This window comes from Roseovarius litorisediminis, assembly GCF_900172295.1.
GTDB lineage: Bacteria > Pseudomonadota > Alphaproteobacteria > Rhodobacterales > Rhodobacteraceae > Roseovarius > Roseovarius litorisediminis.
In genome coordinates, this window is the sequence record NZ_FWFL01000002.1 from 338,232 (window position 1) to 358,765 (window position 20,534).

20 protein-coding genes are annotated in these 20,534 nt (G+C 58.6%); 9 read left to right on the plus strand and 11 right to left on the minus strand.

Annotation, left to right across the window (positions count from 1 at the left end):
• The first annotated feature begins 67 nt into the window (after positions 1–67).
• From rsmI to gshB, 3 genes are read left to right on the plus strand one after another with little or no spacing between them, the layout of a single operon-like run.
• On the plus strand, positions 68–931 hold the full coding sequence (gene rsmI, locus PEL8287_RS04995) for a 16S rRNA (cytidine(1402)-2'-O)-methyltransferase (protein ID WP_085891248.1): 864 nt from the start codon (positions 68–70) through the stop codon (positions 929–931).
• Between the two features lie 30 nt (positions 932–961).
• On the plus strand, positions 962–1,372 hold the full coding sequence (locus PEL8287_RS05000) for a YraN family protein (protein WP_085891249.1): 411 nt from the start codon (positions 962–964) through the stop codon (positions 1,370–1,372).
• A gap of 57 nt (positions 1,373–1,429) precedes the next feature.
• Entirely contained in the window at positions 1,430–2,365 is a 936-nt protein-coding gene (gene gshB / locus PEL8287_RS05005; protein ID WP_085891250.1) for a glutathione synthase, read from the plus strand.
• A gap of 88 nt (positions 2,366–2,453) precedes the next feature.
• On the opposite strand, the gene PEL8287_RS05010 is transcribed toward gshB, so the two are convergent.
• From PEL8287_RS05010 to cobU, 4 genes are all read right to left on the minus strand, one after another.
• Positions 2,454–3,968 (minus strand): YifB family Mg chelatase-like AAA ATPase, encoded by a 1,515-nt coding sequence (locus tag PEL8287_RS05010; protein ID WP_085891251.1) that lies wholly within the window; start codon positions 3,966–3,968, stop codon positions 2,454–2,456.
• 153 nt (positions 3,969–4,121) lie between these two features.
• Positions 4,122–4,994 (minus strand): glutathione S-transferase, encoded by an 873-nt coding sequence (locus PEL8287_RS05015; RefSeq protein WP_085891252.1) that lies wholly within the window; start codon positions 4,992–4,994, stop codon positions 4,122–4,124.
• A 58-nt stretch (positions 4,995–5,052) separates the two neighbouring features.
• Positions 5,053–5,625, minus strand: coding sequence for a histidine phosphatase family protein (locus PEL8287_RS05020; RefSeq protein ID WP_085891253.1), 573 nt, complete (start codon positions 5,623–5,625; stop codon positions 5,053–5,055).
• Entirely contained in the window at positions 5,622–6,143 is a 522-nt protein-coding gene (gene cobU, locus PEL8287_RS05025; protein WP_085891254.1) for a bifunctional adenosylcobinamide kinase/adenosylcobinamide-phosphate guanylyltransferase, read from the minus strand. The genes PEL8287_RS05020 and cobU overlap by 4 nt, the downstream gene beginning before the upstream one ends.
• 107 nt (positions 6,144–6,250) lie before the next feature.
• Here cobU and PEL8287_RS05030 point away from each other — a divergent pair, with 107 nt between their 5' ends.
• The 6 genes from PEL8287_RS05030 to PEL8287_RS05055 all read left to right on the plus strand — a co-directional run bounded on the left by PEL8287_RS05030 (position 6,251) and on the right by PEL8287_RS05055 (position 12,743).
• Positions 6,251–7,129, plus strand: a complete 879-nt coding sequence (locus PEL8287_RS05030) for an RNA polymerase factor sigma-32 (protein ID WP_085891496.1) — start codon at positions 6,251–6,253, stop codon at positions 7,127–7,129.
• Positions 7,126–7,890, plus strand: a complete 765-nt coding sequence (locus PEL8287_RS05035) for a ChaN family lipoprotein (RefSeq protein ID WP_085891255.1) — start codon at positions 7,126–7,128, stop codon at positions 7,888–7,890. The genes PEL8287_RS05030 and PEL8287_RS05035 overlap by 4 nt, the downstream gene beginning before the upstream one ends.
• 103 nt (positions 7,891–7,993) lie before the next feature.
• Positions 7,994–9,187, plus strand: a complete 1,194-nt coding sequence (coaBC, locus tag PEL8287_RS05040) for a bifunctional phosphopantothenoylcysteine decarboxylase/phosphopantothenate--cysteine ligase CoaBC (protein WP_085891256.1) — start codon at positions 7,994–7,996, stop codon at positions 9,185–9,187.
• Positions 9,188–9,224: 37 nt separating this feature from the next.
• Positions 9,225–9,686: a dUTP diphosphatase gene (dut, locus tag PEL8287_RS05045; protein ID WP_085891257.1), complete on the plus strand. Its 462-nt coding sequence runs from the start codon at positions 9,225–9,227 to the stop codon at positions 9,684–9,686.
• Positions 9,686–10,753 carry a HesA/MoeB/ThiF family protein gene (locus tag PEL8287_RS05050; RefSeq protein WP_085891258.1) on the plus strand — a complete coding sequence of 356 codons (1,068 nt, stop codon included), beginning with the start codon at positions 9,686–9,688 and terminating at the stop codon, positions 10,751–10,753. Before dut ends, PEL8287_RS05050 begins: the two co-directional genes overlap by 1 nt.
• Positions 10,731–12,743, plus strand: a complete 2,013-nt coding sequence (locus tag PEL8287_RS05055; protein ID WP_085891259.1) for a M3 family metallopeptidase — start codon at positions 10,731–10,733, stop codon at positions 12,741–12,743. The genes PEL8287_RS05050 and PEL8287_RS05055 overlap by 23 nt, the downstream gene beginning before the upstream one ends.
• Before the next feature lie 178 nt (positions 12,744–12,921).
• On the opposite strand, the gene PEL8287_RS05060 is transcribed toward PEL8287_RS05055, so the two are convergent.
• The 7 genes from PEL8287_RS05060 to PEL8287_RS05090 all read right to left on the minus strand — a co-directional run bounded on the left by PEL8287_RS05060 (position 12,922) and on the right by PEL8287_RS05090 (position 20,475).
• Entirely contained in the window at positions 12,922–14,361 is a 1,440-nt protein-coding gene (locus PEL8287_RS05060) for a phosphomannomutase/phosphoglucomutase (protein WP_370737913.1), read from the minus strand.
• Between the two features lie 72 nt (positions 14,362–14,433).
• Positions 14,434–15,267, minus strand: coding sequence for a 3-deoxy-8-phosphooctulonate synthase (gene kdsA / locus PEL8287_RS05065; protein WP_085891260.1), 834 nt, complete (start codon positions 15,265–15,267; stop codon positions 14,434–14,436).
• Between the two features lies 1 nt (position 15,268).
• On the minus strand, positions 15,269–16,939 hold the full coding sequence (locus PEL8287_RS05070) for a KpsE/RkpR family capsule polysaccharide export protein (protein ID WP_085891261.1): 1,671 nt from the start codon (positions 16,937–16,939) through the stop codon (positions 15,269–15,271).
• Positions 16,917–17,576, minus strand: coding sequence for an ABC transporter ATP-binding protein (locus PEL8287_RS05075; protein ID WP_085891262.1), 660 nt, complete (start codon positions 17,574–17,576; stop codon positions 16,917–16,919). The genes PEL8287_RS05070 and PEL8287_RS05075 overlap by 23 nt, the downstream gene beginning before the upstream one ends.
• A gap of 188 nt (positions 17,577–17,764) precedes the next feature.
• Positions 17,765–19,012, minus strand: a complete 1,248-nt coding sequence (locus PEL8287_RS05080) for a Na+/H+ antiporter NhaA (RefSeq protein WP_085891263.1) — start codon at positions 19,010–19,012, stop codon at positions 17,765–17,767.
• 103 nt (positions 19,013–19,115) lie between these two features.
• A complete protein-coding gene (locus PEL8287_RS05085) occupies positions 19,116–20,144 on the minus strand; it encodes a permease (RefSeq protein ID WP_085891498.1) in 1,029 nt (342 codons plus the stop codon).
• On the minus strand, positions 20,137–20,475 hold the full coding sequence (locus tag PEL8287_RS05090) for an ArsR/SmtB family transcription factor (RefSeq protein WP_085891264.1): 339 nt from the start codon (positions 20,473–20,475) through the stop codon (positions 20,137–20,139). The genes PEL8287_RS05085 and PEL8287_RS05090 overlap by 8 nt, the downstream gene beginning before the upstream one ends.
• Between the last annotated feature and the right edge of the window lie 59 nt (positions 20,476–20,534).

Sequence of the window (20,534 nt, forward strand, 5' to 3'; positions counted from 1 at the left end):
GATTTCTGCGGACCTTTTGGTGGCCGCGATTTGAGGGCGATAATAAACGTCAAACGGGGCGGGTCCAGTGGGGAATGCGATCAAGACGGGGCTGACGCCGGGGCTGTATCTGGTTGCGACTCCGATTGGCACGGCGCGCGACATCACGCTTAGGGCTTTGGATATTCTTGCCTCGGCGGATGTGGTCGCGGCCGAGGATACGCGCAGCCTGCGCAAATTGATGGATATCCACGGGGTTGCACTGGGGGATCGCCCGCTGTTGGCCTATCACGATCACAATGGTGATAAGGTAAGGCCCAGGCTTCTAGAGGCTTTGAGCGCAGGCAAATCGGTGGTTTACGCGTCCGAGGCGGGCACACCTTTGGTGGCGGATCCGGGATTTGATCTGGCGCGCGCTGTCGTGGCCGAAGGCTATGCACTGGTGTCGGCGCCGGGCCCGTCTGCGGTGATCACGGCGCTGACATTGGCGGGATTGCCGACGGATAAATTTCTTTTCGCGGGCTTTTTGCCCAATGCTACCGGACGGCGGAAATCCGCGCTAAGCGAGTTGAAGGACGTGCCTGCGACGCTCGTCTTCTACGAATCGCCCAAACGGATCGCAGCGATGCTGTCGAATGCCGCCGAGGTTCTGGGCGGCGAACGCCAAGCGGCAGTCTGTCGCGAACTGACCAAGAAATTCGAGGAAATCCTGCGCGGGACACTGGATGAGCTGGCTGCGACCTGTGCGGCCCGCACTCTTAAAGGCGAAATCGTTGTGGTGATTGACCGGGCAGGTTCAGTAATTGTTAGCGAAACTGATCTAGAAGAAAAAATTATAGACGCTTTGCGGACGCGCACTGTGCGCGATGCGGCAGATGTTGTTTCAGCCGAACTGGGATTGCCACGACGCCGTGTTTATCAGCTAGCGCTTAAGCTGGCAGGTACCGACTAGTGGCGAGTCTGATCCGGTGAAAGGTGAGGCATGTCAAAACCCGATGAAAAAGGATGTGCCCCGCCTGATCGGGCTCAGCGGCACGAGGCGGGACAGCGCGCATATTTATCGGGCGACAGCGCAGAGCGGTCGGTTGCTGCCGAATATTTCAAGCGGGGATGCACAGTATTGGAAACCCGTTGGCGTGGTCATGGGGGCGAGATAGACCTGATCATCCGGGATGGGCCGGTTTACGTATTTTGCGAGGTCAAGAAAGCGCGCAACTTTGATGTTGCAATGACCCGGCTAAGACCCGCGCAGATGCGGCGCATTCATGCCGCTGCTGAAGAGTTTCTGGGAACGACGAAATCGGGATCGCTAAGTGAAGTGCGTTTCGATCTGGCAATTATGGATGGTCAAGGGCGCATCGAGATCCTGGAGAACGCGTTCGGGCATTTCTGAATTGAACCTTTGGCCTTCATGCCCCATTTAGGGGGGAACGGAACAAGGGGACAACCCATGAAAATCGCCTTTCAGATGGACCCGATCGGGCCAATCAACATTGATGCCGACAGTACTTTTCGTTTGGCTGAAGAGGCTCAGGCGCGCGGGCACGAGTTGTTTTATTATACGCCTGACAAGCTGGCCTATGATCAGGGACACGTGACGGCGCGAGGTTGGCCATTGCGTGTGCAGCGCGTAAAGGGGGATCATTTCCGGCTGGGCGACGAGGCGACTGTGGACCTTGCGGATTTTGATGTGGTCTGGCTGCGTCAGGACCCGCCGTTTGACATGTTCTACATCACCACCACGCATATTCTGCAGCGGCTGATGCCGGGCACGACGGTGGTCAATGATCCGTTCTGGGTGCGCAATTTTCCCGAAAAACTGTTGATCCTGGATTTTCCGCAGCTGATGCCGCCGACTACGATTGCCCGCGACATTGACACGATCCGCGCCTTTAAAGAGCAACATGGTGATGTTATCCTGAAGCCGCTTTATGGCAATGGCGGTGCCGGCGTGTTCATGCTGAACATGGCGGATCGCAATCTGACCTCGCTGCACGAGCTGTTCACCGGGTTCAGCCGGGAGCCATTGATCGTGCAAAAATTCCTTCCCGATGTTGCCAAGGGCGACAAACGGGTGATTCTGGTTGACGGTGAGCCGGTGGGTGCAATCAACCGGGTGCCTGCCAAGGGTGAGACCCGGTCCAACATGCATGTGGGAGGGCGCCCCGAAAAGGTTGAACTGACGGATCGCGACCGCGAAATTTGTGCCGCGATCGGGCCACTCTTACGCGAAAAGGGACAGGTTTTTGTGGGGATTGATGTGATTGGTGAGTATCTGACCGAGATCAACGTCACATCGCCAACCGGCATTCAGGAACTGGAGCGGTTCGATGGTGTCAACGTGGCTGCGCAGATATGGGAGGCCATCGAGGCCAAGCGCGCATGAGCGCTGAATAAAATCTTCCCCATCACTGGCCGCATTTGTGCCGTTTCTTCCAGAAGTCTGTCAAACGTCAAAATCATTGCCGCGTGGTTTACAGTTCTTTCACACCTGACAGGCGAAAGCTGATGGCTTCCGCCACATGGGGCTGGCGCACATCCTGATCAGCGTCCAGGTCGGCGATGGTTCGTGCGACACGCAAAATCCGGTGGTAGCCGCGTGCCGAAAGTCCAAATCGTTCAGCCACGCGATTGATCAGATCGCGACCTTGAGGGTCGGGTGTCGCGATCTCTTCCAGGGCCTCGCCTTCGGCATCGGCATTCAGGCGCATGTCGGGTCGGTCGGCAAATCGTTGGGCCTGTACCGCCCGGGCCTGTTCGACCCGGCCTGCGACCGTCGCTGAGGCGTCGCCCGAGGGTGGCAGATCAAGATCAGTAAAGCTGACCGGTGGCACTTCGATGCGCAGATCGAAACGGTCCATCAAAGGGCCTGAAATTCGGCCAAGGTAGTCTTCGCCGCAAAGGGGCACACGGGCGCAGGCCCGTGCCGGATCAGAGAGGTATCCGCACTTGCAAGGGTTTGCAGCGGCTACCAGCATGAACCGACAGGGATATCTGATATGGGCGTTGGCACGGGCGATCATCACCTCGCCGGACTCGATGGGCTGGCGCAGGGTTTCCAGCACGGTGCGGGGAAATTCGGGAAATTCATCCATGAAAAGTACACCATTGTGGGCAAGGCTGATTTCACCGGGGCTGGCGCGGCGGCCTCCGCCGACGATAGCGGCCATCGAAGCGGTGTGATGCGGTTCGCGAAACGGGCGGGTGCGGCTAATGCCGCCTTCGTCCAGCAGGCCCGCAAGGGAATGGATCATTGAGGTTTCCAACGCCTCGACTGGGGTGAGTGGTGGCAGGATGCCTGGCAACCGGGCGGCCAACATGGATTTGCCCGAACCGGGCGTACCCACCATCATCAGGTGGTGGCGTCCGGCGGCGGCAATTTCAAGCGCGCGCTTGGCGCGTTCCTGCCCCTTGACGTCGCGCAGGTCGCGCCCGCCATTGCCGGTAAGGACTTCTCCTGGTTCAGCCGGTGCCAGAGGGGACTGGCCGGTATAGTGGCGTACAACATCCGCAAGCGAGGCTGCGCCGATCACTTGTGCTGCGCCAACCCAGGCGGCCTCGGCACCCGAAGCTTTTGGGCAGAGGAGTGTCCGATCGTCTTCTGCGGCGGCCATGGCGGCTGGCAGGGCACCAATGACAGGGATGAGGGTGCCATCGAGTGACAATTCTCCCAGTGAACAGGTGCCTTCTACGGCGTCTTTTGGGATGATTTCCAGCGCGGCCAGCAGGGCCAGAGCAATGGGCAGGTCGAAATGGCTGCCTTCTTTGGGCAGGTCGGCCGGGCTGAGGTTGATAGTGATGCGTTTAGACGGCAGCGCGATGGCCATGGAGCTGAGCGCAGTGCGCACACGATCCCTGGCCTCGGACACGGCCTTGTCAGGCAGGCCGACAAGGGAAAAGGCGGGCAGGCCGGGGGTGATGGCGCATTGCACCTCAACCTGGCGCGCCTCGACCCCTTCAAAAGCCACCGTATAGGCGCGTGCGACCATGCTGTTCCCCATTTCATAAATCGTGGTTAACGAATACGGTGGGAAGGGTTTAGGATTGGTTAACTGACGCAGGAAGGCGCAGCCCCCACGTTACAAACCCGAGGGATTTTAACGCCCCCGGAACAGTTTCCAAAAGAAGACGTAATCGCGTTTTCAGGCGTTGAAAATTGTGGTGAAGGCGGGCCACGCGTCGGGATCGGCCACTGTTTTATCGCGGCAGAAGGCGTTGCAGAATCCGAATGTCCGGCCCTCGGTCTCCAGAAGGTGGGTGATGGGTTTGCCGGAATAGGGGCAAACCGTGTTTTCGGGTGTGCCTGTGTCGACGGGGTGCGCCGGGCGCGGCATCGGGCCCGGCCAGGGGCCTGTGGTATAGGGTTTGGCATAGCGGTTGAGCGTTTCGCCATGCACCAGCCCCATGGCGCGCCAGCGTCGGAAGGCCGGATCGGCCAGATGAGCAGCGACATAGGCCTGTGCAGCGGGGGTGACTGCAAGACCGTACCCTGCAATCCGCGCCGCTACAGGCGCAAAGAAGGCATCGGCAACCGAATAGGCGCCGCAGAGCCACGGACCGTCGGGAAGGCAGGTGTTTCGGGCATGATCCCAGATCAGTTCAAGCCTGCGAAGATCTGCCATTACCGCGTCTGAAGGTTGCATGTTTGTATAGGCGAGCCGAACATTCATCGGACAATCGCTGCGCAGGGCAGTAAAGCCCGAATGCATCTCGGCCGTGAGGTTGCGGGCGGTGGCGCGCGACTTGGGATCTGTTGGCCAGAGACCCGCATCGGGATGGCGGGTTGCCAGTTCTTCGGCGATCGCGAGGGAATCGGACAGGATCGCGCCTTCGGGTGTGCGTAGGGCGGGTACGGTCTTGGCGGGTGCCCAGTCGGGCATCTGGTCGGGTACACTGCCGAGTTTGAAATTCACCATTCTGGTCTGCCGGGGCAGACCGAATTTTTCAAACAACAGCCAGCCGCGCAGTGACCAGGAAGAATAGGCGTAATCGCCGAGAATGAGATCATAAGTCATGGCATGACGATAGCGCTTGCCGGTTTTGGTGTGAAACCAAGAATTGTGAGGCGGGTCATCACGGCAGATGATTGATCTGCGCCGCGTGCCAGCCGCTTTCCTTTTTATGCAGTTCCGTTACCGAAAGATTGTCGATCCGGTGGCTGAAGACCTCGTACGCACCGACCCGCAGGGCCTGCTGAACCTGCGTCAGGATTGCGCCGAAATGGGCCACCGCAATGATGTCGCGGCCCGCATGTGCTGTAAGCATACGGTTGACTGCGCGGTCGACACGCGTGGCCACCTCGTGCCAGCTTTCGCCGCCGGGGGGGCGCACATCGCCGGGATTGTCCCAGAAGGCGCGCAGATGGTCCTGATCGGGGATGGTGTCAAAGCGTTGCAATTCCCAGTCACCAAAGTGAATTTCGCGCAAGTCGGGATCATGAGGCAGGCGATCCCGGTTGCCTGCGATGGCATCGGCAGTGGCGCTGGCGCGGATGAGATCGGAAGAGATGACAAGAGCATCATCAGGCAAATGCGACCTGAGACGTTCGATCTGTGCTGCGTTGCTCAGGTCGGCCGGAAGGTCAGACCAGCCGACCATGGATTTCGCATGTGTGGGCCCATGGCGGACCCAGAAAATGCGACTCAAGGCAACTGACCTTTCAGGACCTGCGGCAGGCCCGCGATGACGTTGACAACCAGACCTGCCTTTTGGGCAAGTTTCTGGTTCAGCCGCCCCTGGGCCTCGCGGAAATCACGGGCAAGTTTGTTGTCAGGCACCACTGAAAGCCCCACCTCATTGCTGACGATCACGATGGGGGCTGCGCTGAGCGCGATACCTGCCATCAACCCGGCCTCGGCTTCGGCCAGATCATTTTCTGCCAGCATATGATTGGAAAGCCACATTGTGGCGCAATCCAAAAGAACGGCTTGATCCCCGCTGATCGCCGCCAGAGTGCGGCCCACATCCAGTGGTTCTTCGACAGTTCGCCAGCCTGCTCCGCGCGTTTCTTTGTGATGATAGACTTTTGCCCGCATCTCGTTGTCGTGGATTTGCGCTGTCGCCAGATAGACCAGCCCGCGACCTGTGCCTTTTACAAGGCTTTCGGCGAAGGCGGATTTCCCCGAGGCCGCGCCCCCAAGTACCAAAGTAAGTTCTGGCAGCATTGTGGTTTTGCACCCTTTTTTGATCCAGATTGATTGGGTCTGCGTATCACCCCATGAGAAACTGAGAAAGGGCGCAATCGGGATTGCTGCCCTGCAAGGGGGTAAAAATGCCACTGGATGCACCACAAACCAGTTCCATGTCCCGCACTGCTATGAAGGCCGAGTTGCTGGACGCAGAGACCGAGCGCCAACTTGCCTGCGCCTGGCGCGATCAGCGCGATGAAGCGGCACTGCATCGGCTGATCACGGCCTACATGCGGCTGGCTATTTCGATGGCTTCCAAGTTCCGCCGCTATGGCGCGCCGATGAATGACTTGATTCAAGAGGCCGGTGTCGGCCTGATGAAGGCGGCCGACAAGTTCGACCCGGATCGCGGGGTTCGGTTTTCGACCTATGCGGTGTGGTGGATCAAGGCCAGTATTCAGGACTATGTGATGCGTAACTGGTCGATGGTGCGTACCGGAAGCACGTCATCGCAGAAATCGCTGTTTTTCAATATGCGTCGGGTGCAGGCGCGCCTGGAACGCGAGTCGATGGCGCGGGGCGAAGAACTGGATGGTTATCAGCTGCGCGAGTTGATCGCACACGAAGTTGGTGTGCCATTACGCGACGTTGAAATGATGGCGGGGCGGCTTTCGGGTTCGGATTTTTCGCTGAATGCAACGCAGTCTTCCGAAGATGAAGGGCGAGAGTGGATCGACACGATCGAGGATGACGGGCCGCGTGCGGATGAGATGGTTGAACAGGACCATGATCTTCATGCCTTGCGTGGATGGCTGGGTGAGGCGCTGGGCAAGCTGAATGAGCGCGAACAGTTTATCGTCAGGGAACGTAAATTACGTGATGTGCCCCGAACCTTGGAAAGCCTTGGAGATGAACTGAACCTTTCGAAAGAGCGTGTGCGACAGCTGGAAGTGGCGGCGTTTCAGAAGATGCGCAAAACCCTTGAACGTCATGGATCAGAGGTGCACAACCTGCTCGCATGATTGTGCGGTTTGCCTTCCTTTTCCTGACCCTGTCCCAGAATGCGTTTGCGCAGGATGTGCTGATCATTGGCGAGGTGCATGACAACACCGCCCACCACGCGGTCCAGGCTGAAAAGGTGGCCAAGTTCCGACCGGCCGCGCTTGTGTTTGAAATGGTAAGCCCTGCACGTATCTATGGGGAAGTCTTGCCGCAATTTACAGATCCGGGCGATTTGGAGGCATTCCTGGAGTGGGGATCGTCAGGGTGGCCGGACTTTTCGATGTACAGACCCATATTCAATGCGGCACCGGAGGCGAAGGTGTATGGCGCGCATGTCCCACGCAGCCAGGCACAGGCTGTTCTGGAAGACGGGCCAGAGCAGGTTTTCGGTGCAGAAGCCAGACGCTATGGGTTGGCTGAACCACTGTCGGCCCGGCAACAGGCCCAGCGAGAAACCCTGCAAATGGTGGCGCATTGCAATGCGCTGCCACCCGAGATTTTGCCGGGGATGGTGGAAATTCAGCGCCTGCGTGACGCCGTTCTGGCGCGTGCGGCGGTGCGCGCATTGGAGGAAACCGGTGGTCCGGTGGTTGTGATCACCGGAAACGGGCATGCGAGGCGCGACTGGGGTGTGCCCTCTTATCTGGCGGATGTTGTGCCAGAGACAACAGTTTATGTGATTGGCCAGACTGAAGACGATCAGCCTCTGGAGGGCGGATTTGACAAAGTGCTTTCGGCCCCGGCGGCTGAGCGCCCCGACCCTTGTGCCGCTTTCAAATAAAGATGGATTGCCCCGCGAGACAGGGTGACAAGCGCAGCGAGCTGCCCCTTGTCACCCTGAAGGTCAGACCTTACTGTCGCAGCGGCTGAATAAGGAAAGCGTCATGCTGGCATCGAAACGCATTCTTCTGATTATCGGCGGAGGTATTGCGGCCTTCAAGTCCTTGGACCTGATCCGCCGCCTGCGAGAACGCGGGGCCGAGGTAACCCCGGTCCTGACTCGTGCGGGATCGGAATTTGTAACACCTCTTTCGGTTTCGGCGCTTGCCGGTCAAAAGCTTTATCAGGACCTGTTCGATCTGACCGATGAGGCCGAAATGGGCCATATCGAACTGAGCCGCAGTGCCGACCTGATCGTGGTAGCACCCGCCACCGCTGACCTGATGGCAAAAATGGCGAACGGGCATGCGGATGATCTGGCCTCAACCCTGCTTTTGGCTACCGACACACCGGTGATGATCGCGCCGGCGATGAATGTGCGGATGTGGCAGCACAGGGCGACCCGCCGGAACACAGCGACACTGGACGCCGATGGTATTCATGTTGTTGGCCCGAATGAGGGCGACATGGCCTGCGGCGAATTTGGCCCGGGCCGGATGGCCGAGCCGCTGGAGATTGTCGCGGCGATCGAATCAGCGTTGGCAGGCGGCCTGCTGCAAGGCAAGCGCGTGCTGGTAACATCGGGACCGACGCAGGAGCCGATTGATCCGGTGCGCTATATTGCCAACCGCTCGTCCGGGGCGCAGGGAACGGCGCTGGCGCGGGCGCTGGTGGCATTGGGAGCCGAAGTGGTATTTGTCACTGGCCCCGCCGATGTGCCGCCGCCTTCGGGGGTTGAGGTGATCCGGGTTCAGACGGCACAAGAGATGTTGAAGGCGGTGCAAGCCGCGCTGCCGGTCGAGGCGGCCGTTTTCGCCGCTGCGGTGGCTGACTGGCGCGTTGCGAGTGCCAGCGACAGCAAGTTGAAGAAAACAAAGGAAGGTCTGCCAAATCTGGAATTCGCCGAAAACCCGGATATTCTGGCTACGGTTAGCCAGATGAAAAAGGGTCGGCCGGCACTTGTTGTGGGCTTTGCGGCCGAGACCGATGATGTCGTTGAAAACGCTGCAGCCAAGCGCCTGCGAAAAGGCTGTGACTGGATCGTTGCCAATGACGTAAACCACTCTACGGGTATCATGGGTGGGGCCGAAAATGACGTTACCCTGATCATGGACGAAGGGGTGGAAGATTGGCCGCGCATGTCCAAAGATCAGGTCGCGCAAAAACTGGCCCAGCGTATCGCTGCAGCGCTGACCTGAGGGTTTTGAGTATTTTTGCCAAGAAGAAGGGCTGGGAATGGTTGCAGTGCAACTGATGTGGGACGCGGGCGCAGACCAGTCGCTTGGGCTGCCATCCTATGAAACGCCGGGGGCTGCGGGTGCTGATCTGCGGGCCAATTTTCCGGAGGGGGCCAAGGGGGGGCTGATACTGGCACCTGGTGAACGGGCGTTGGTGCCCACCGGATTGCGGATGGCGGTGCCCGAAGGGTATGAGGTGCAATTGCGCCCGCGCTCGGGGCTGGCCCTGAAAAACGGAGTTACCCTGCCCAACAGCCCCGGCACCATCGACAGCGATTATCGCGGGCCTTTGGGTGTGATCGTGATGAATGCAGGCGATGCGCCGTTTGAGGTTACACACGGGATGCGCATCGCCCAGATGGTTGTGGCCCCGGTCGTGCAGGCGCGTTTCGATCTTGTCCAGACGCTGGATGAAACCCTGCGCGGGCAGGGTGGTTTTGGCTCCACAGGGCGCGGCTGATGATTTTGGTTCTGGTGATGGCGGCTGGGCTTTGGGGCCTTGGAGCGGTTCTGGGGGTGCCCAGGAACCTGCGCTGGACGATGATTGGCCTGCTGTGGCTGGCGGTTGTCTTGCTGCATCTGGTTTTGCCGGACGGGCACTCTTTGCGCATGGCGACAGGAACCACTGCTGGTTTTTGGTTGATCCTTGGGGGCTGTGCCGTGCTGATCATGGTCTATCGCGCGGGCCTCAGATGGTTAAAAGTCAAGGCGCAGGCCGGCCCCGCGCATGTCGCCAACTCTGGTACATTTTCGGATGCCGAACTAGAGCGTTACGCACGCCATATCGTGCTTCGCGAAATCGGCGGACCGGGGCAAAAAGCGATGAAGCAGGCGCGTGTTCTGGTGATCGGCGCCGGAGGGTTGGGATCACCGGCACTGTTGTATCTAGCGGCGGCAGGGGTTGGTACGATTGGTGTGATTGACGATGACGATGTCGATAATTCCAACTTGCAGCGGCAAGTCATTCACCGTGACACTGATATCGGTCTGCCAAAGGTGAAATCCGCCGCTGTCGCAATGAAGGCGCAGAACCCCAGTGTTGATGTGCGTCCCTATCAGCGGCGTTTGACCCCAGAAATCGCAGACGAGCTATTTGCCGATTACGATTTGATCCTTGACGGCACCGATAATTTTGAAACCCGTTATCTGGTGAACCGGGCCGCTGCTGCACAGGGTAAGCCGCTGATTTCCGGTGCTTTGTCACAATGGGAGGGGCAGCTAAGTGTGTTTGATCCGGCGCGCGGTACACCCTGTTATCAGTGTATTTTTCCCGATGCGCCTGCGGCGGGTCTTGCCCCGTCATGTGCCGAGGCAGGTGTTTTGGGCCCCTTGCCAGGTGTTGTGGGGGCAATGATGGCGGTTGAGGCGGTCAAGCTGATCACCGGAGCGGGCGAGGCTCTGCGCGCAGAGATGCTGATTTATGACGCGCTTTATGGCGAATCCCGCAAGATCACCCTGAAATCCCGCCCTGATTGCCCTGTATGTGGGGCCAAAGGAGAACACCATGACCAATCCGCTGCTGGCTGACTGGGCCACGCCTTTTGAAATCGCACCGTTCGCCCGGATCCGCGACGAAGATTTTGCCCCGGCATTTGACAAGGCACTGGAGCTGGCGCAGGCAGAGGTGCGGGCGATCGGCGATTGCTCAGCTTCACCCACTTTTGCCAACACGATTGAGGCGCTAGAGGCGTCAGGCAAAGCGCTGGACAAGGTGTTGTCGGTTTTTTTCTCGCTGGCGGGGGCTGACAGCAATCCCAAACGGCAGGAGTTGCAGCGCTCATTCAGCCCAAGACTGGCGGCGCATGCGTCAGAAATCTATGGCAACAAGGCGTTGTATGCGCGGATAGAAGCCTTGTGGGAAGCCCGTGATACGCTGGATCTGACAGACGAACAGCGCCGTGTACTGATGTTGACCCACCGCGGGTTCCGGCGTGCGGGCGCTGCGTTGACAGGGAATCAGGACAAGCGCATGCGGCAGATCATGTCGCGGCTGGCGGAGTTGGGCACTGCCTTTACCCAGAACCTGTTGGCGGATGAGGCCGCATGGTACATGGCGCTTTCCGAGGATGATCTGGAAGGCTTGCCCGATTTTCTGGTGAATGCGGCCCGTTCTGCAGGCGCGGAAAAAGGTCTGAAAAATCCGATTGTTACATTGTCACGGTCGCTGATCGTACCGTTCCTGCAATTCTCGCCTCGACGGGATCTGCGCGAGAAAGCTTTTACTGCCTGGGCTGCCCGTGGGGCAAATGAAGGTGCGACGGATAACCGCGCGATTGCGCAAGAGACGCTGGCGCTGCGGCAGGAACGCGCGGCGCTTCTGGGATATGGCAGCTTTGCCGATTTCAAGCTGGAAACCGAGATGGCCAAGACCCCGGCCGCGGTCCAAAAGTTGCTGATGGATGTCTGGGGGCCCGCCAAGGCACAGGCTGATCGTGACGCAGAGGTGCTGACCACGATGATGCGGGAAGACGGGATCAACGGTGATCTGGCGCCGTGGGACTGGCGGTATTATGCGGAAAAGCGCCGTCAGGCCGAGCATGATCTGGATGAGGCGGAACTGAAGCCCTATCTGCAGCTTGACCGGATGATAGAGGCGGCTTTTTCCTGTGCTAACCGGCTGTTTGGCCTTGAATTCAAGGCACTGGACGTGCCGCTGTATCACGCGGATTGCCGGGCCTGGGAAGTGACCCGTGAAGGTCGCCATATCGCTGTATTCATTGGGGATTACTTTGCCCGGGGTTCAAAACGTTCAGGTGCTTGGTGCTCGGCCATGCGGGGGCAGGCCAAATTCCCAAAGGTGCAGGGGCCGGTGGTGATCAATGTATGCAATTTTGCAAAGGGTGATCCCGCATTGCTGAGCTACGATGATGCGCGCACGTTGTTTCATGAGTTTGGGCACGCCCTGCATCAGATGCTGTCGGATGTGACCTATGAGAGCATTTCGGGCACCTCGGTGGCGCGGGATTTTGTGGAATTGCCCAGTCAGCTATTTGAGCATTGGCTGGAAGTGCCAGAAGTTCTTGGAGAATTTGCCACCCATGCCGAAACAGGTGCCCCCATGCCGCGGGATATGCTGGACAAGGTTCTGGGGGCGGCGACATTTGATATGGGGTTTCAGACGGTAGAATATGTTGCCTCGGCACTGGTTGATCTGGCGTTTCACGAAGGGGAGGCGCCCCATGATGTAATGGCTAAGCAGCAGGAAATATTGAAAAATATCGGGATGCCGTCGGCGATTGCAATGCGCCATGCGACGCCGCAGTTTGCACATGTGTTTTCTGGCGACGGCTATAGCTCGGGCTATTACAGCTATATGTGGTCTGAAGTGATGGACGCCGACGCGTTTGCTGCGTTTGAAGAGGCGGGTGGACCGTTTGATCCGGAACGGGCCAAGGCCCTGGAGAAAAACATTCTTTCAACCGGCGGGTCGCGTGACGCGGAGGCGCTTTATATAGCATTCCGGGGCCGTTTGCCGGGTGTTGAGGCGCTGCTGAAGGGGCGTGGGCTGACGGCCTGAGGTATCGTGGGGTGAAACCCCGCCCTGCACAGGCCTGAACATGCGAAGTGTACGTGGATTTCGCGGGCTTTACCGGTGACCAAGCCCCGGGAGCGCCCACCCGCCCACCCCGCACCCGGGGCTTGGGGTGCGGAATGGATATTTTGGCAAGAAGAAATGGCAGTGCGCGCGCCGGGTGTCAGATTGTCTGGTCGTAATCGCCAACAGCAGGTTCGGTGCGGATGACCGCGTCAATATCGGCAAAGATGGCCCGCATTTCGGCGTCGGAATGCGAGCTTTCGCAGACCACCACCAGATTGGGGGTGTTGGAGGAGGCCCGCACCAGACCCCAGCTGCCGTTGTCCAGAATGACGCGGGCGCCGTTGACGGTGACCACTTCCTTGATGGCGCGACCAGCGATTTTTTCGCCGGCTTTGTGTTTGGCAACGAGTTTTTCGACCAGTCGTTCAAGCACATCGTATTTTTCGGTATCGGCGCACCAGGGTGACATGGTTGGGGTGGCGTAGGTCACGGGTAGCGCCTTGCGCAGGTCGGACATCGACATGTCGGGATTGCGGTCCATCAGTTTGCAGATCTCAACGGCCACGCGCATGCCGCAGTCGTATCCGCGGCCCACAGGTTCGGCCAGAAAGTAGTGGCCGGATTTTTCAAAGCCCGCCAGCGCGCCGATTTCCTTGACCCGGCGTTTCATGTGGGAATGCCCGGTTTTCCAATAATCGGCCCTGGCGCCGTTGGCCAAGAGTTCCGGATCCGAGGCAAAAAGCCCGGTCGATTTCACATCGGCCACAAAGGTGGAGCCGGGATAGAGTTTGGAAAGATCCCGCGCCATGATGACGCCGACCTTATCGGCAAAAATCTCTTCGCCCTCATCATCGACCACGCCACAGCGGTCGCCGTCGCCATCAAAGCCAAGGGCAAAATCGGCGCCTGAAGCCTTAACGCTGTCGCTCATGTCGTGCAGCATTTCCATGGCTTCGGGGTTGGGGTTGTAGTGGGGAAAGGTGTAATCAAGGGTGTTGTGCGAGGGCACGACCTCGACCCCCAGCCGTTCAAACAACTCGGGGGCAAAGGCGCTGGCCGTGCCGTTACCGGTGGCGCAGACGACCTTGAGCTTGCGGGTCATCTTGAAGTCGCCGACAAGGTCATCAAGATAGGCCTCGCGCACGCCATGGACAAATTCATAGGCGCCGCCGGGGCGCTGTTCACCTTCGCCATTCAGAACGATGTCGCGCAGTTCGTTCATCTCATCGGGGCCGTGGGTGAGGGGGCGTTCAAAGCCCATCTTCACGCCGGTCCAACCGTTGGGATTATGGCTGGCTGTGACCATGGCAACCGCAGGCACATCCAGATGAAACTGCGAAAAATAAGCCATGGGGGACAGGCAGGGGCCGATATCCCTGACGGAAATCCCGGCCTGCATCAGCCCGAGCATGAGGGCGTTTTTGACCGATAAAGAATAGTCGCGATAGTCGTTGCCAACGGCAATCACCGGGTCAATACCGCGGCGTTGCATCTGGGTGCCAAGGCCCAGGCCAAGGGCGGTGATGCCGGGCAGGTTGATCTCGTCGGGGTATTTCCAGCGCGCATCATATTCACGGAAACCGGTGGGCGTGATCATCGCATCGCGCAGGAATTCCCAGGTGTTTGGGGTGACTTGGTACTCGGGCTTTTTCACTGTCAAAGTCTTTCTTCAGATCGCAATCGGGTTCTCTTTGGCGAGAAGGTCAAATCGCATTAATGTGGCAATAAGATGAGGCATTTGCGACAGCGGGATCATATTGGGCCCGTCCGAGGGGGCACTATCGGGGTCTTCATGGGTTTCAATGAAAACCGCAGCAATACCAAGGGATACGGCGGCGCGGGCCATGACCGGGGCAAATTCACGCTGGCCGCCGGAACTGCCGCCCATGCCGCCTGGTTGCTGCACAGAATGGGTGGCGTCCATCACCACGGGATAGCCGGTGGCGGCCATTTGCGGCAGGGCACGCATATCGGTGACAAGGGTGTTATAGCCAAACGATGTGCCACGTTCGGTCAGCAGAATTTTGGTGTTGCCAGTGGATTCGAGTTTGGAGACCACATTGGGCATATCCCATGGCGCCAGAAACTGGCCCTTTTTCACGTTGATCACGGCGCCGGTTTCGCCTGCGGCCAATAGCAGGTCGGTCTGGCGGCAGAGAAAGGCAGGGATTTGCAGCACATCGCAGACCTGGGCCACCGCTGCGCATTGGTCGGGCAGGTGCACGTCGGTCAGTACCGGAACGCCAAGGGCGTCCTTGACGGCCTGCATGACCTTGAGCCCTTCATCCTGCCCAAGGCCGCGTTTGCCCTTGAGCGAGGTGCGATTGGCCTTGTCGAACGAGCCCTTGAAGATGAATTGCGCGCCAGCGGCCTTACAGGCCTCGGCCATGGTTCCGGCAATCATCTGGGCGTGATCCACGCTTTCCAACTGACACGGGCCTGCAATGACGGTGAGCGGCTGATTGTTGCCCACGTGCAGCCCGGCGAATTCAACCTGTTTCATATTAAGACGATACCTGTTCGCGAAGAATGGAGGCGGTGAGTGATATCATCAGGTAGATACCGGCAAAGATCAGGAAGGCAAGGACCGTGTTTTCAAAAGCCCGCGGATAGGAGGGATCCTGCGAGGCGATCGGCTGAACGCTGACGGTCAGATACCGGACCTGTTTGTTCGCCTCGATCTCGGACTGGCGTTTGGTTTCCAGTGCCGATTGCAGGACCAGATCGGCGGTGGCCAGATCCGCCTGGGCCATCTGTATGTCCGCGGTTTGTGAGGCCAACGAGCTTGCGCCGTCACTTGCCTGATTAAGACGGGCGTTCAGTTTGGTCAGCTCAGCCTGCAGAATTTCGATTTCGCTGCGCAAGGCTGCCACCTTGGACCGGTTCGGCCGGGAATTGTTCAGCTGGATGTTCAGAGCCAGTTGTTTTTCCTGAAGTTGCAGTTCGATCGAGTTGATCAGGCTGCGGATGCTGCCGATTTCACCTGCCGGATCCAGAATGCTGTTTTCCTGCAATTCAACAAGACGTTGCTGGGCTGCGCGCCGTTCGGCCTTGGCTTGCTCAAGGCTTGCAATGGCGGTTTGTACAGCATCCTGACGTTTTTCCTGACTCAGGTGGTCAACCCGTTCTTCGGCGTAGTTGATAAGGCGTTCCGAGAACAGGGCACTGACTTCGGGTGTGGCGGTGGACAGTTCCATCCGGATCACGCCTTCGGTTGGGTCATAGCCCAGTTTCACGTATTTGTTGTAAAGCTTGTACGCCTTTTCGTTGCTGGCGTCAGGGTCAAGCCGCTGGATCGGGTCGATCCAAGCCTGACTGAAATGATCACGAAATCCCAGTTCCTTGTCGAGGCGCAGCATGGCGTCTTTGGATTCAAGGTATTCCTGGGTGGCAATAGCATCCTGACCGGTGGCAAACTGGCTGGGCAGCAGGCCACCCAATCCGCCCGCGCTTGCGCCGCCGTCGGCGGATAAGATCAGGAAGGCGGACTTGGTCGTGTACATCGGAGTGGCTACGGCATAGTAGTAATAGCCCGCCAATATCGTCGGCAGAAACACAAATGCCGACAGTCGCGACAACAACAGCAGCAGCTTGCGGCGGCGGCGCTTGGCGATGTCGCGCTGGATCTGCATGATTTCCTGAGCGCGACGGTCTGCCGGGCTGAGATCTGTTGAAGGCAGGCCCGGACGACCCGCCGGAACGGTCTGGGGCAATTGCACTTGTTGGTCAGATGTGCCTTTGGTGTCGGCGCGCTGTTTATTCTCTTTGTCCACCAGCTCGACTATGTTGGCGCGCTGGAACGGGTCGATGCCTTTGGCACGCAGCAACCGTACCGCATCTAAATCCGAGACCGGGGCCAGACCGTGTTTTTGTGCCATGCGCCGCGCCATTCGCAACTGACGACCGGTCAGGCCTTCTTTGCGGATGTCATCGATATTCTGAGCTGCAGGTTTTTTTGGCGCAGGAGTGGCGGTGCCCTGTGCCGTAACAGTCGCTGTGTCAGCGACAGGCGTTACCGGCGCGGATTCGGGCACATCGCCCGCTTTATCATCCGCCATGATCCGATCAAGCGCTTCCTCCGGTTCCATTTCCGGACTGGTCGATGTCGCGCCTTTGGGGGACGGTGACGGTTTGTGCGGGATACGGTACTTTTTAACCTTGGGTTTCGTAGTCATACAGAACTTTCGCCTCTTCCAAGGTGTCGAACATATACAGCTGTCCGCCCATGAGAACTGCCGCTGAGCGGGCAAATTTTTCCAGTGTCGCCGGCTGGTGTGAAACAATTATCACAGTGGTTGTGCGTAACCTTTCCTTGAGTATTTCACCAGCCTTGCGGTTGAATTCTACATCAGTAGAACCGGGCATTCCCTCATCAATCAGGTAGATATCAAAATCTAGCGCCAGCATCAGCGAAAAGGTAAAACGCGCCCGCATTCCCGAAGAATAGGTGCCAAGCGGCTGGTCGAAATATTCGCCAAGGTTACACATCCACCGGCAAAACGCTTCGATATAGTCGGGGTCAAGCCCGTAGAGCCGGGCGATATAGCGGGAATTCTCCATCGCTGAGACGCGATTGACAACTCCGCCCATGAACCCGAGCGGAAAGCTGATACGACAGCCACGACGAATGTCACCTTCGTCTGGCTTTTCCAAACCGGCCATCATATTGATCAGTGTGGTTTTGCCGGTCCCATTAGGGGCGAGTATGCCAAGCGAGTTGCCCAATTCAACGCGAAAAGACACGCGGTCAAGGATCACCTTGCGCTGCGTGCCAGTCCAGAAGGACTTGCTCACGTTGTCGAATTCGAGCATTCCATTGCTCCGATGCTGCTCTGCCAGATCCTCTTTAGCGAGGTTTTCTTAAGGCATGATGAGTCAATTCCCCATGATTATGGCGAATTAGATAGCTTTGTGACAGTAAATCAGGGAAAATTTTTGCGCCTTGGTGCAAAAAAACCGGCGCCAAAGCACCGGCTTCATGTGGCTGGCAAGCCATTATCCTACATTTCGCGCTTCTCAACCCTGAGCAGCTTACCCACGAAAATTGATATGATGGCCGCCGCAAAGCTGAAGAGCGCACCCATTTTGGCGGCATCCTGCACAGGCCCGGCATCGAAGGCCACTGAGGCAACAAAAAGCGATACCGTAAAGCCGATGGCGGCGACGCAGCCGATCACCACCAGATCAATGATCCGCATGCCCTGCGGAATTCCAAGACCCATCGGCTTTGCGGCGATCCAGCCGAAGATGAAAATCCCGACCGGCTTACCAACGAGCAGCCCCGCCAGTACCAGCCATGTCGCATCGCCCATCGCCGAAAACTCGACCCCGGCGTTGAGTAGGCCAAAGAAGAACAGAACGATTTCAACAGGGTGTTTGAGCGCGTGTTCCAGAACGTTCAGCAGGTCATGCAGATATTTCTCGGCTTCAGAAAAAATGCCAAAAGCACGGTCAGCATGGGGGATGGTCGGGACGATAGGAAGCAGACCTAGCGCCGGATGAAGCCCCGAGCGCATGAAGCCATACCAGCTGATGCAGCCGGCAAGGATATAGGGCAGGCCACCCAGATTGGCGCGCATCCAGCTGGAGCAGGGGCGATCCTGATTGCCGCGGTCCATCCGGCGGGGCAGCCAGTTGAAGAACACGAACACGCCGATGGCGGCCCCCAAAGACAGCAGCAGCCAGACGGGCGCCAGATCGCCGCTGGGGTAGAAAATCGCCAGAATGATCAGACCGGCTGCATCATCGGCAATCGCCAGAAGCAGCAAAAAGCGTACCGCCGGGTGCCCGCCGCCAAAGACCATACGGCCTACCAGGTAGCTGAACGCGATATCGGTGGCGGTTGGGATCGCCCAGCCATTGGCAACGGCACTATAGGTATCCGAGCCCATGATCGTCGCCAGACCCAGATACACCAGTATGGGGCCGAACATGCCGCCGGCTGTTGCAAACAAGGGGGTTGCAGCCTTTTTCCCTCGCAGGGAACCGTTTTTAAGGATCACCGCCTCCCACACTTCTTTGGCGGCAATGGCAAAGAACAGAGCCATCAGGATGTCATTGACCAAATAGTGCAGCGTGAGGGTGCGGTGGCCGTCATGCAGGTGGCCAATCGGAGCATGATCCCAGATCACGAATTCAACAAAATGGTGGTAGCTGTCGGGATTGGTATTAGCCCAGATCAGGGCAGTAATGGCGCCAAGGATCAGAAGAAGAGAATATTCAGCGACAAAATTCCATACGCGATACATTGCAGCCCCCCAGTTTCAAATATTTCCTTTTCGGGTTAGGGTATTTGGGCGGCAGGGGCAACAGGCCGCCCGGGTGCCGACAGCTTTCCTGAATCCGTTAGGTTCAGGCCGCTGCCTGCCAGGCGATTCCGGCCAGAACTGCGCCAATGACAGCAAAACCTATATAGGCGGCAAAGACGCGCGGTTTGACCAGCGCCCAGACAGCGATGGCGGCAGGGATGCAACTGACACCGCCGGCAATGACAAAGCTCATGGCGGCCCCGTTGCTCATGCCTTGCGCCAACAGGGCATCAACCATCGGCACGGCGGCATAGCCGTTAAGGTAGGCCGGTGCACCGACAATGGCACCCATCAGGATCGGGGTGATGCCGGTACCGCCCAACAGGCCCGCGACGGCATCGGCAGGGATGTAATGCAGCATCAGCGCTTCGATCACATAGGCCAGAGCCAGCCATTTCAGCAGGAACACTGCGTTGTCCAGCGCCGTGGCGCGAAAGGTGTCGATGCGGGGCTTTTCCTGCCAGAAACGCCAGAGCGGTGCGCCCTGAAACGGTTTATTGGCGCTGCAGCAGCCACCGACATGGGGTTTTTCCCGCAGGGGGTCTGCAAAGACGAAAGAGTGCGCAGCCAGCATGGTTGCAAAACCGCCGAACAGGCCGATACCAACGGCGGCAATTGTTTTGGCGATGGCAAAATCCCAGCCCAGTGTGCCTGAGGTGATCAGGAACATCGCCGGGTCCATCAGAGGGGAGGCCAGCCAGAAGGCCATGACCGCAGCCAGTGGGGCGCCTAGGGCTAGCATGGCGGCGATGAAGGGGATCACCTCGCAACTGCAGAAGGGTGAGAGACCGCCAAGCAGCGCCGCCAGCACGATCATCCGGGTCTGGCGGCCTTCAAAGGCGCGGGCCAGTAGGGTTTCGGCACCTGAAGCCTTCATATAGGCCACTGCCAATACCGCGAAGGCGATGAAGGGCGCAGTGTGCAGAAGAGACGTCGCGCCGAACGTGACCGTGGGCCAGAATTGCGGCCAGTCCAGCACCGCAACCAACATGAGGATGATGATCAGTGACGCCCAGGCTTTGTCCATTCGGTTCCAGAATGAGCGCGGTGCGGGAAGGGTGGTATCAGCCATGTTCATGGTCCTTGCAGGGCGCATCGGCGCAGCATTCTCGCAACAGAAATTCGGAGAGCGCACGCAATTCATCATAGGCGACGGCGGCGCAGATGATCGAGCGGCCCTGACGCTGTTGTGTGACCAGCCCGGCCTGGGTCAGGATTTTGACGTGATGCGTCAGGGTCGAGCCGGTGACGCTGCTGCGTTTGCCCAGCTCGCCAATGCTCAGCCCGTCAGGGCCTGCGCGGACAAGGCAGCGCAGCACCGCAAGGCGCTGTTCACTGCCAAGAGCCGCAAAGGTTGATGCCGTCAGGGCAAGATCAAGGTCGGGTGTGGGTGGTTGTTTCATGATTCTAGAAATATCGAAATAAATTCGCCCCTGCAAGATTTATTTCGATAATCTTCGAA

Excerpts from the sequence above, each read along its gene's own strand:
- PEL8287_RS05055 (WP_085891259.1), top strand. The coding sequence starts at position 10,731 with ATGACCAATCCGCTGCTGGCTGACTGGGCCACGCCTTTTGAAATCGCA.
- cobU (WP_085891254.1), bottom strand. The coding sequence starts at position 6,143 with ATGCTGCCAGAACTTACTTTGGTACTTGGGGGCGCGGCCTCGGGGAAA.
- PEL8287_RS05090 (WP_085891264.1), bottom strand. The coding sequence starts at position 20,475 with ATGAAACAACCACCCACACCCGACCTTGATCTTGCCCTGACGGCATCA.
- PEL8287_RS05075 (WP_085891262.1), bottom strand. The coding sequence starts at position 17,576 with ATGCTCGAATTCGACAACGTGAGCAAGTCCTTCTGGACTGGCACGCAG.
- PEL8287_RS05030 (WP_085891496.1), top strand. The coding sequence starts at position 6,251 with ATGCCACTGGATGCACCACAAACCAGTTCCATGTCCCGCACTGCTATG.
- kdsA (WP_085891260.1), bottom strand. The coding sequence starts at position 15,267 with ATGAAACAGGTTGAATTCGCCGGGCTGCACGTGGGCAACAATCAGCCG.
- PEL8287_RS05070 (WP_085891261.1), bottom strand. The coding sequence starts at position 16,939 with ATGACTACGAAACCCAAGGTTAAAAAGTACCGTATCCCGCACAAACCG.
- PEL8287_RS05050 (WP_085891258.1), top strand. The coding sequence starts at position 9,686 with ATGATTTTGGTTCTGGTGATGGCGGCTGGGCTTTGGGGCCTTGGAGCG.
- PEL8287_RS05080 (WP_085891263.1), bottom strand. The coding sequence starts at position 19,012 with ATGTATCGCGTATGGAATTTTGTCGCTGAATATTCTCTTCTTCTGATC.
- PEL8287_RS05015 (WP_085891252.1), bottom strand. The coding sequence starts at position 4,994 with ATGACTTATGATCTCATTCTCGGCGATTACGCCTATTCTTCCTGGTCA.
- dut (WP_085891257.1), top strand. The coding sequence starts at position 9,225 with ATGGTTGCAGTGCAACTGATGTGGGACGCGGGCGCAGACCAGTCGCTT.
- PEL8287_RS05010 (WP_085891251.1), bottom strand. The coding sequence starts at position 3,968 with ATGGTCGCACGCGCCTATACGGTGGCTTTTGAAGGGGTCGAGGCGCGC.
- PEL8287_RS05035 (WP_085891255.1), top strand. The coding sequence starts at position 7,126 with ATGATTGTGCGGTTTGCCTTCCTTTTCCTGACCCTGTCCCAGAATGCG.
- gshB (WP_085891250.1), top strand. The coding sequence starts at position 1,430 with ATGAAAATCGCCTTTCAGATGGACCCGATCGGGCCAATCAACATTGAT.
- PEL8287_RS05060 (WP_370737913.1), bottom strand. The coding sequence starts at position 14,361 with ATGATCACGCCCACCGGTTTCCGTGAATATGATGCGCGCTGGAAATAC.
- PEL8287_RS05000 (WP_085891249.1), top strand. The coding sequence starts at position 962 with ATGTCAAAACCCGATGAAAAAGGATGTGCCCCGCCTGATCGGGCTCAG.
- coaBC (WP_085891256.1), top strand. The coding sequence starts at position 7,994 with ATGCTGGCATCGAAACGCATTCTTCTGATTATCGGCGGAGGTATTGCG.
- PEL8287_RS05085 (WP_085891498.1), bottom strand. The coding sequence starts at position 20,144 with ATGGCTGATACCACCCTTCCCGCACCGCGCTCATTCTGGAACCGAATG.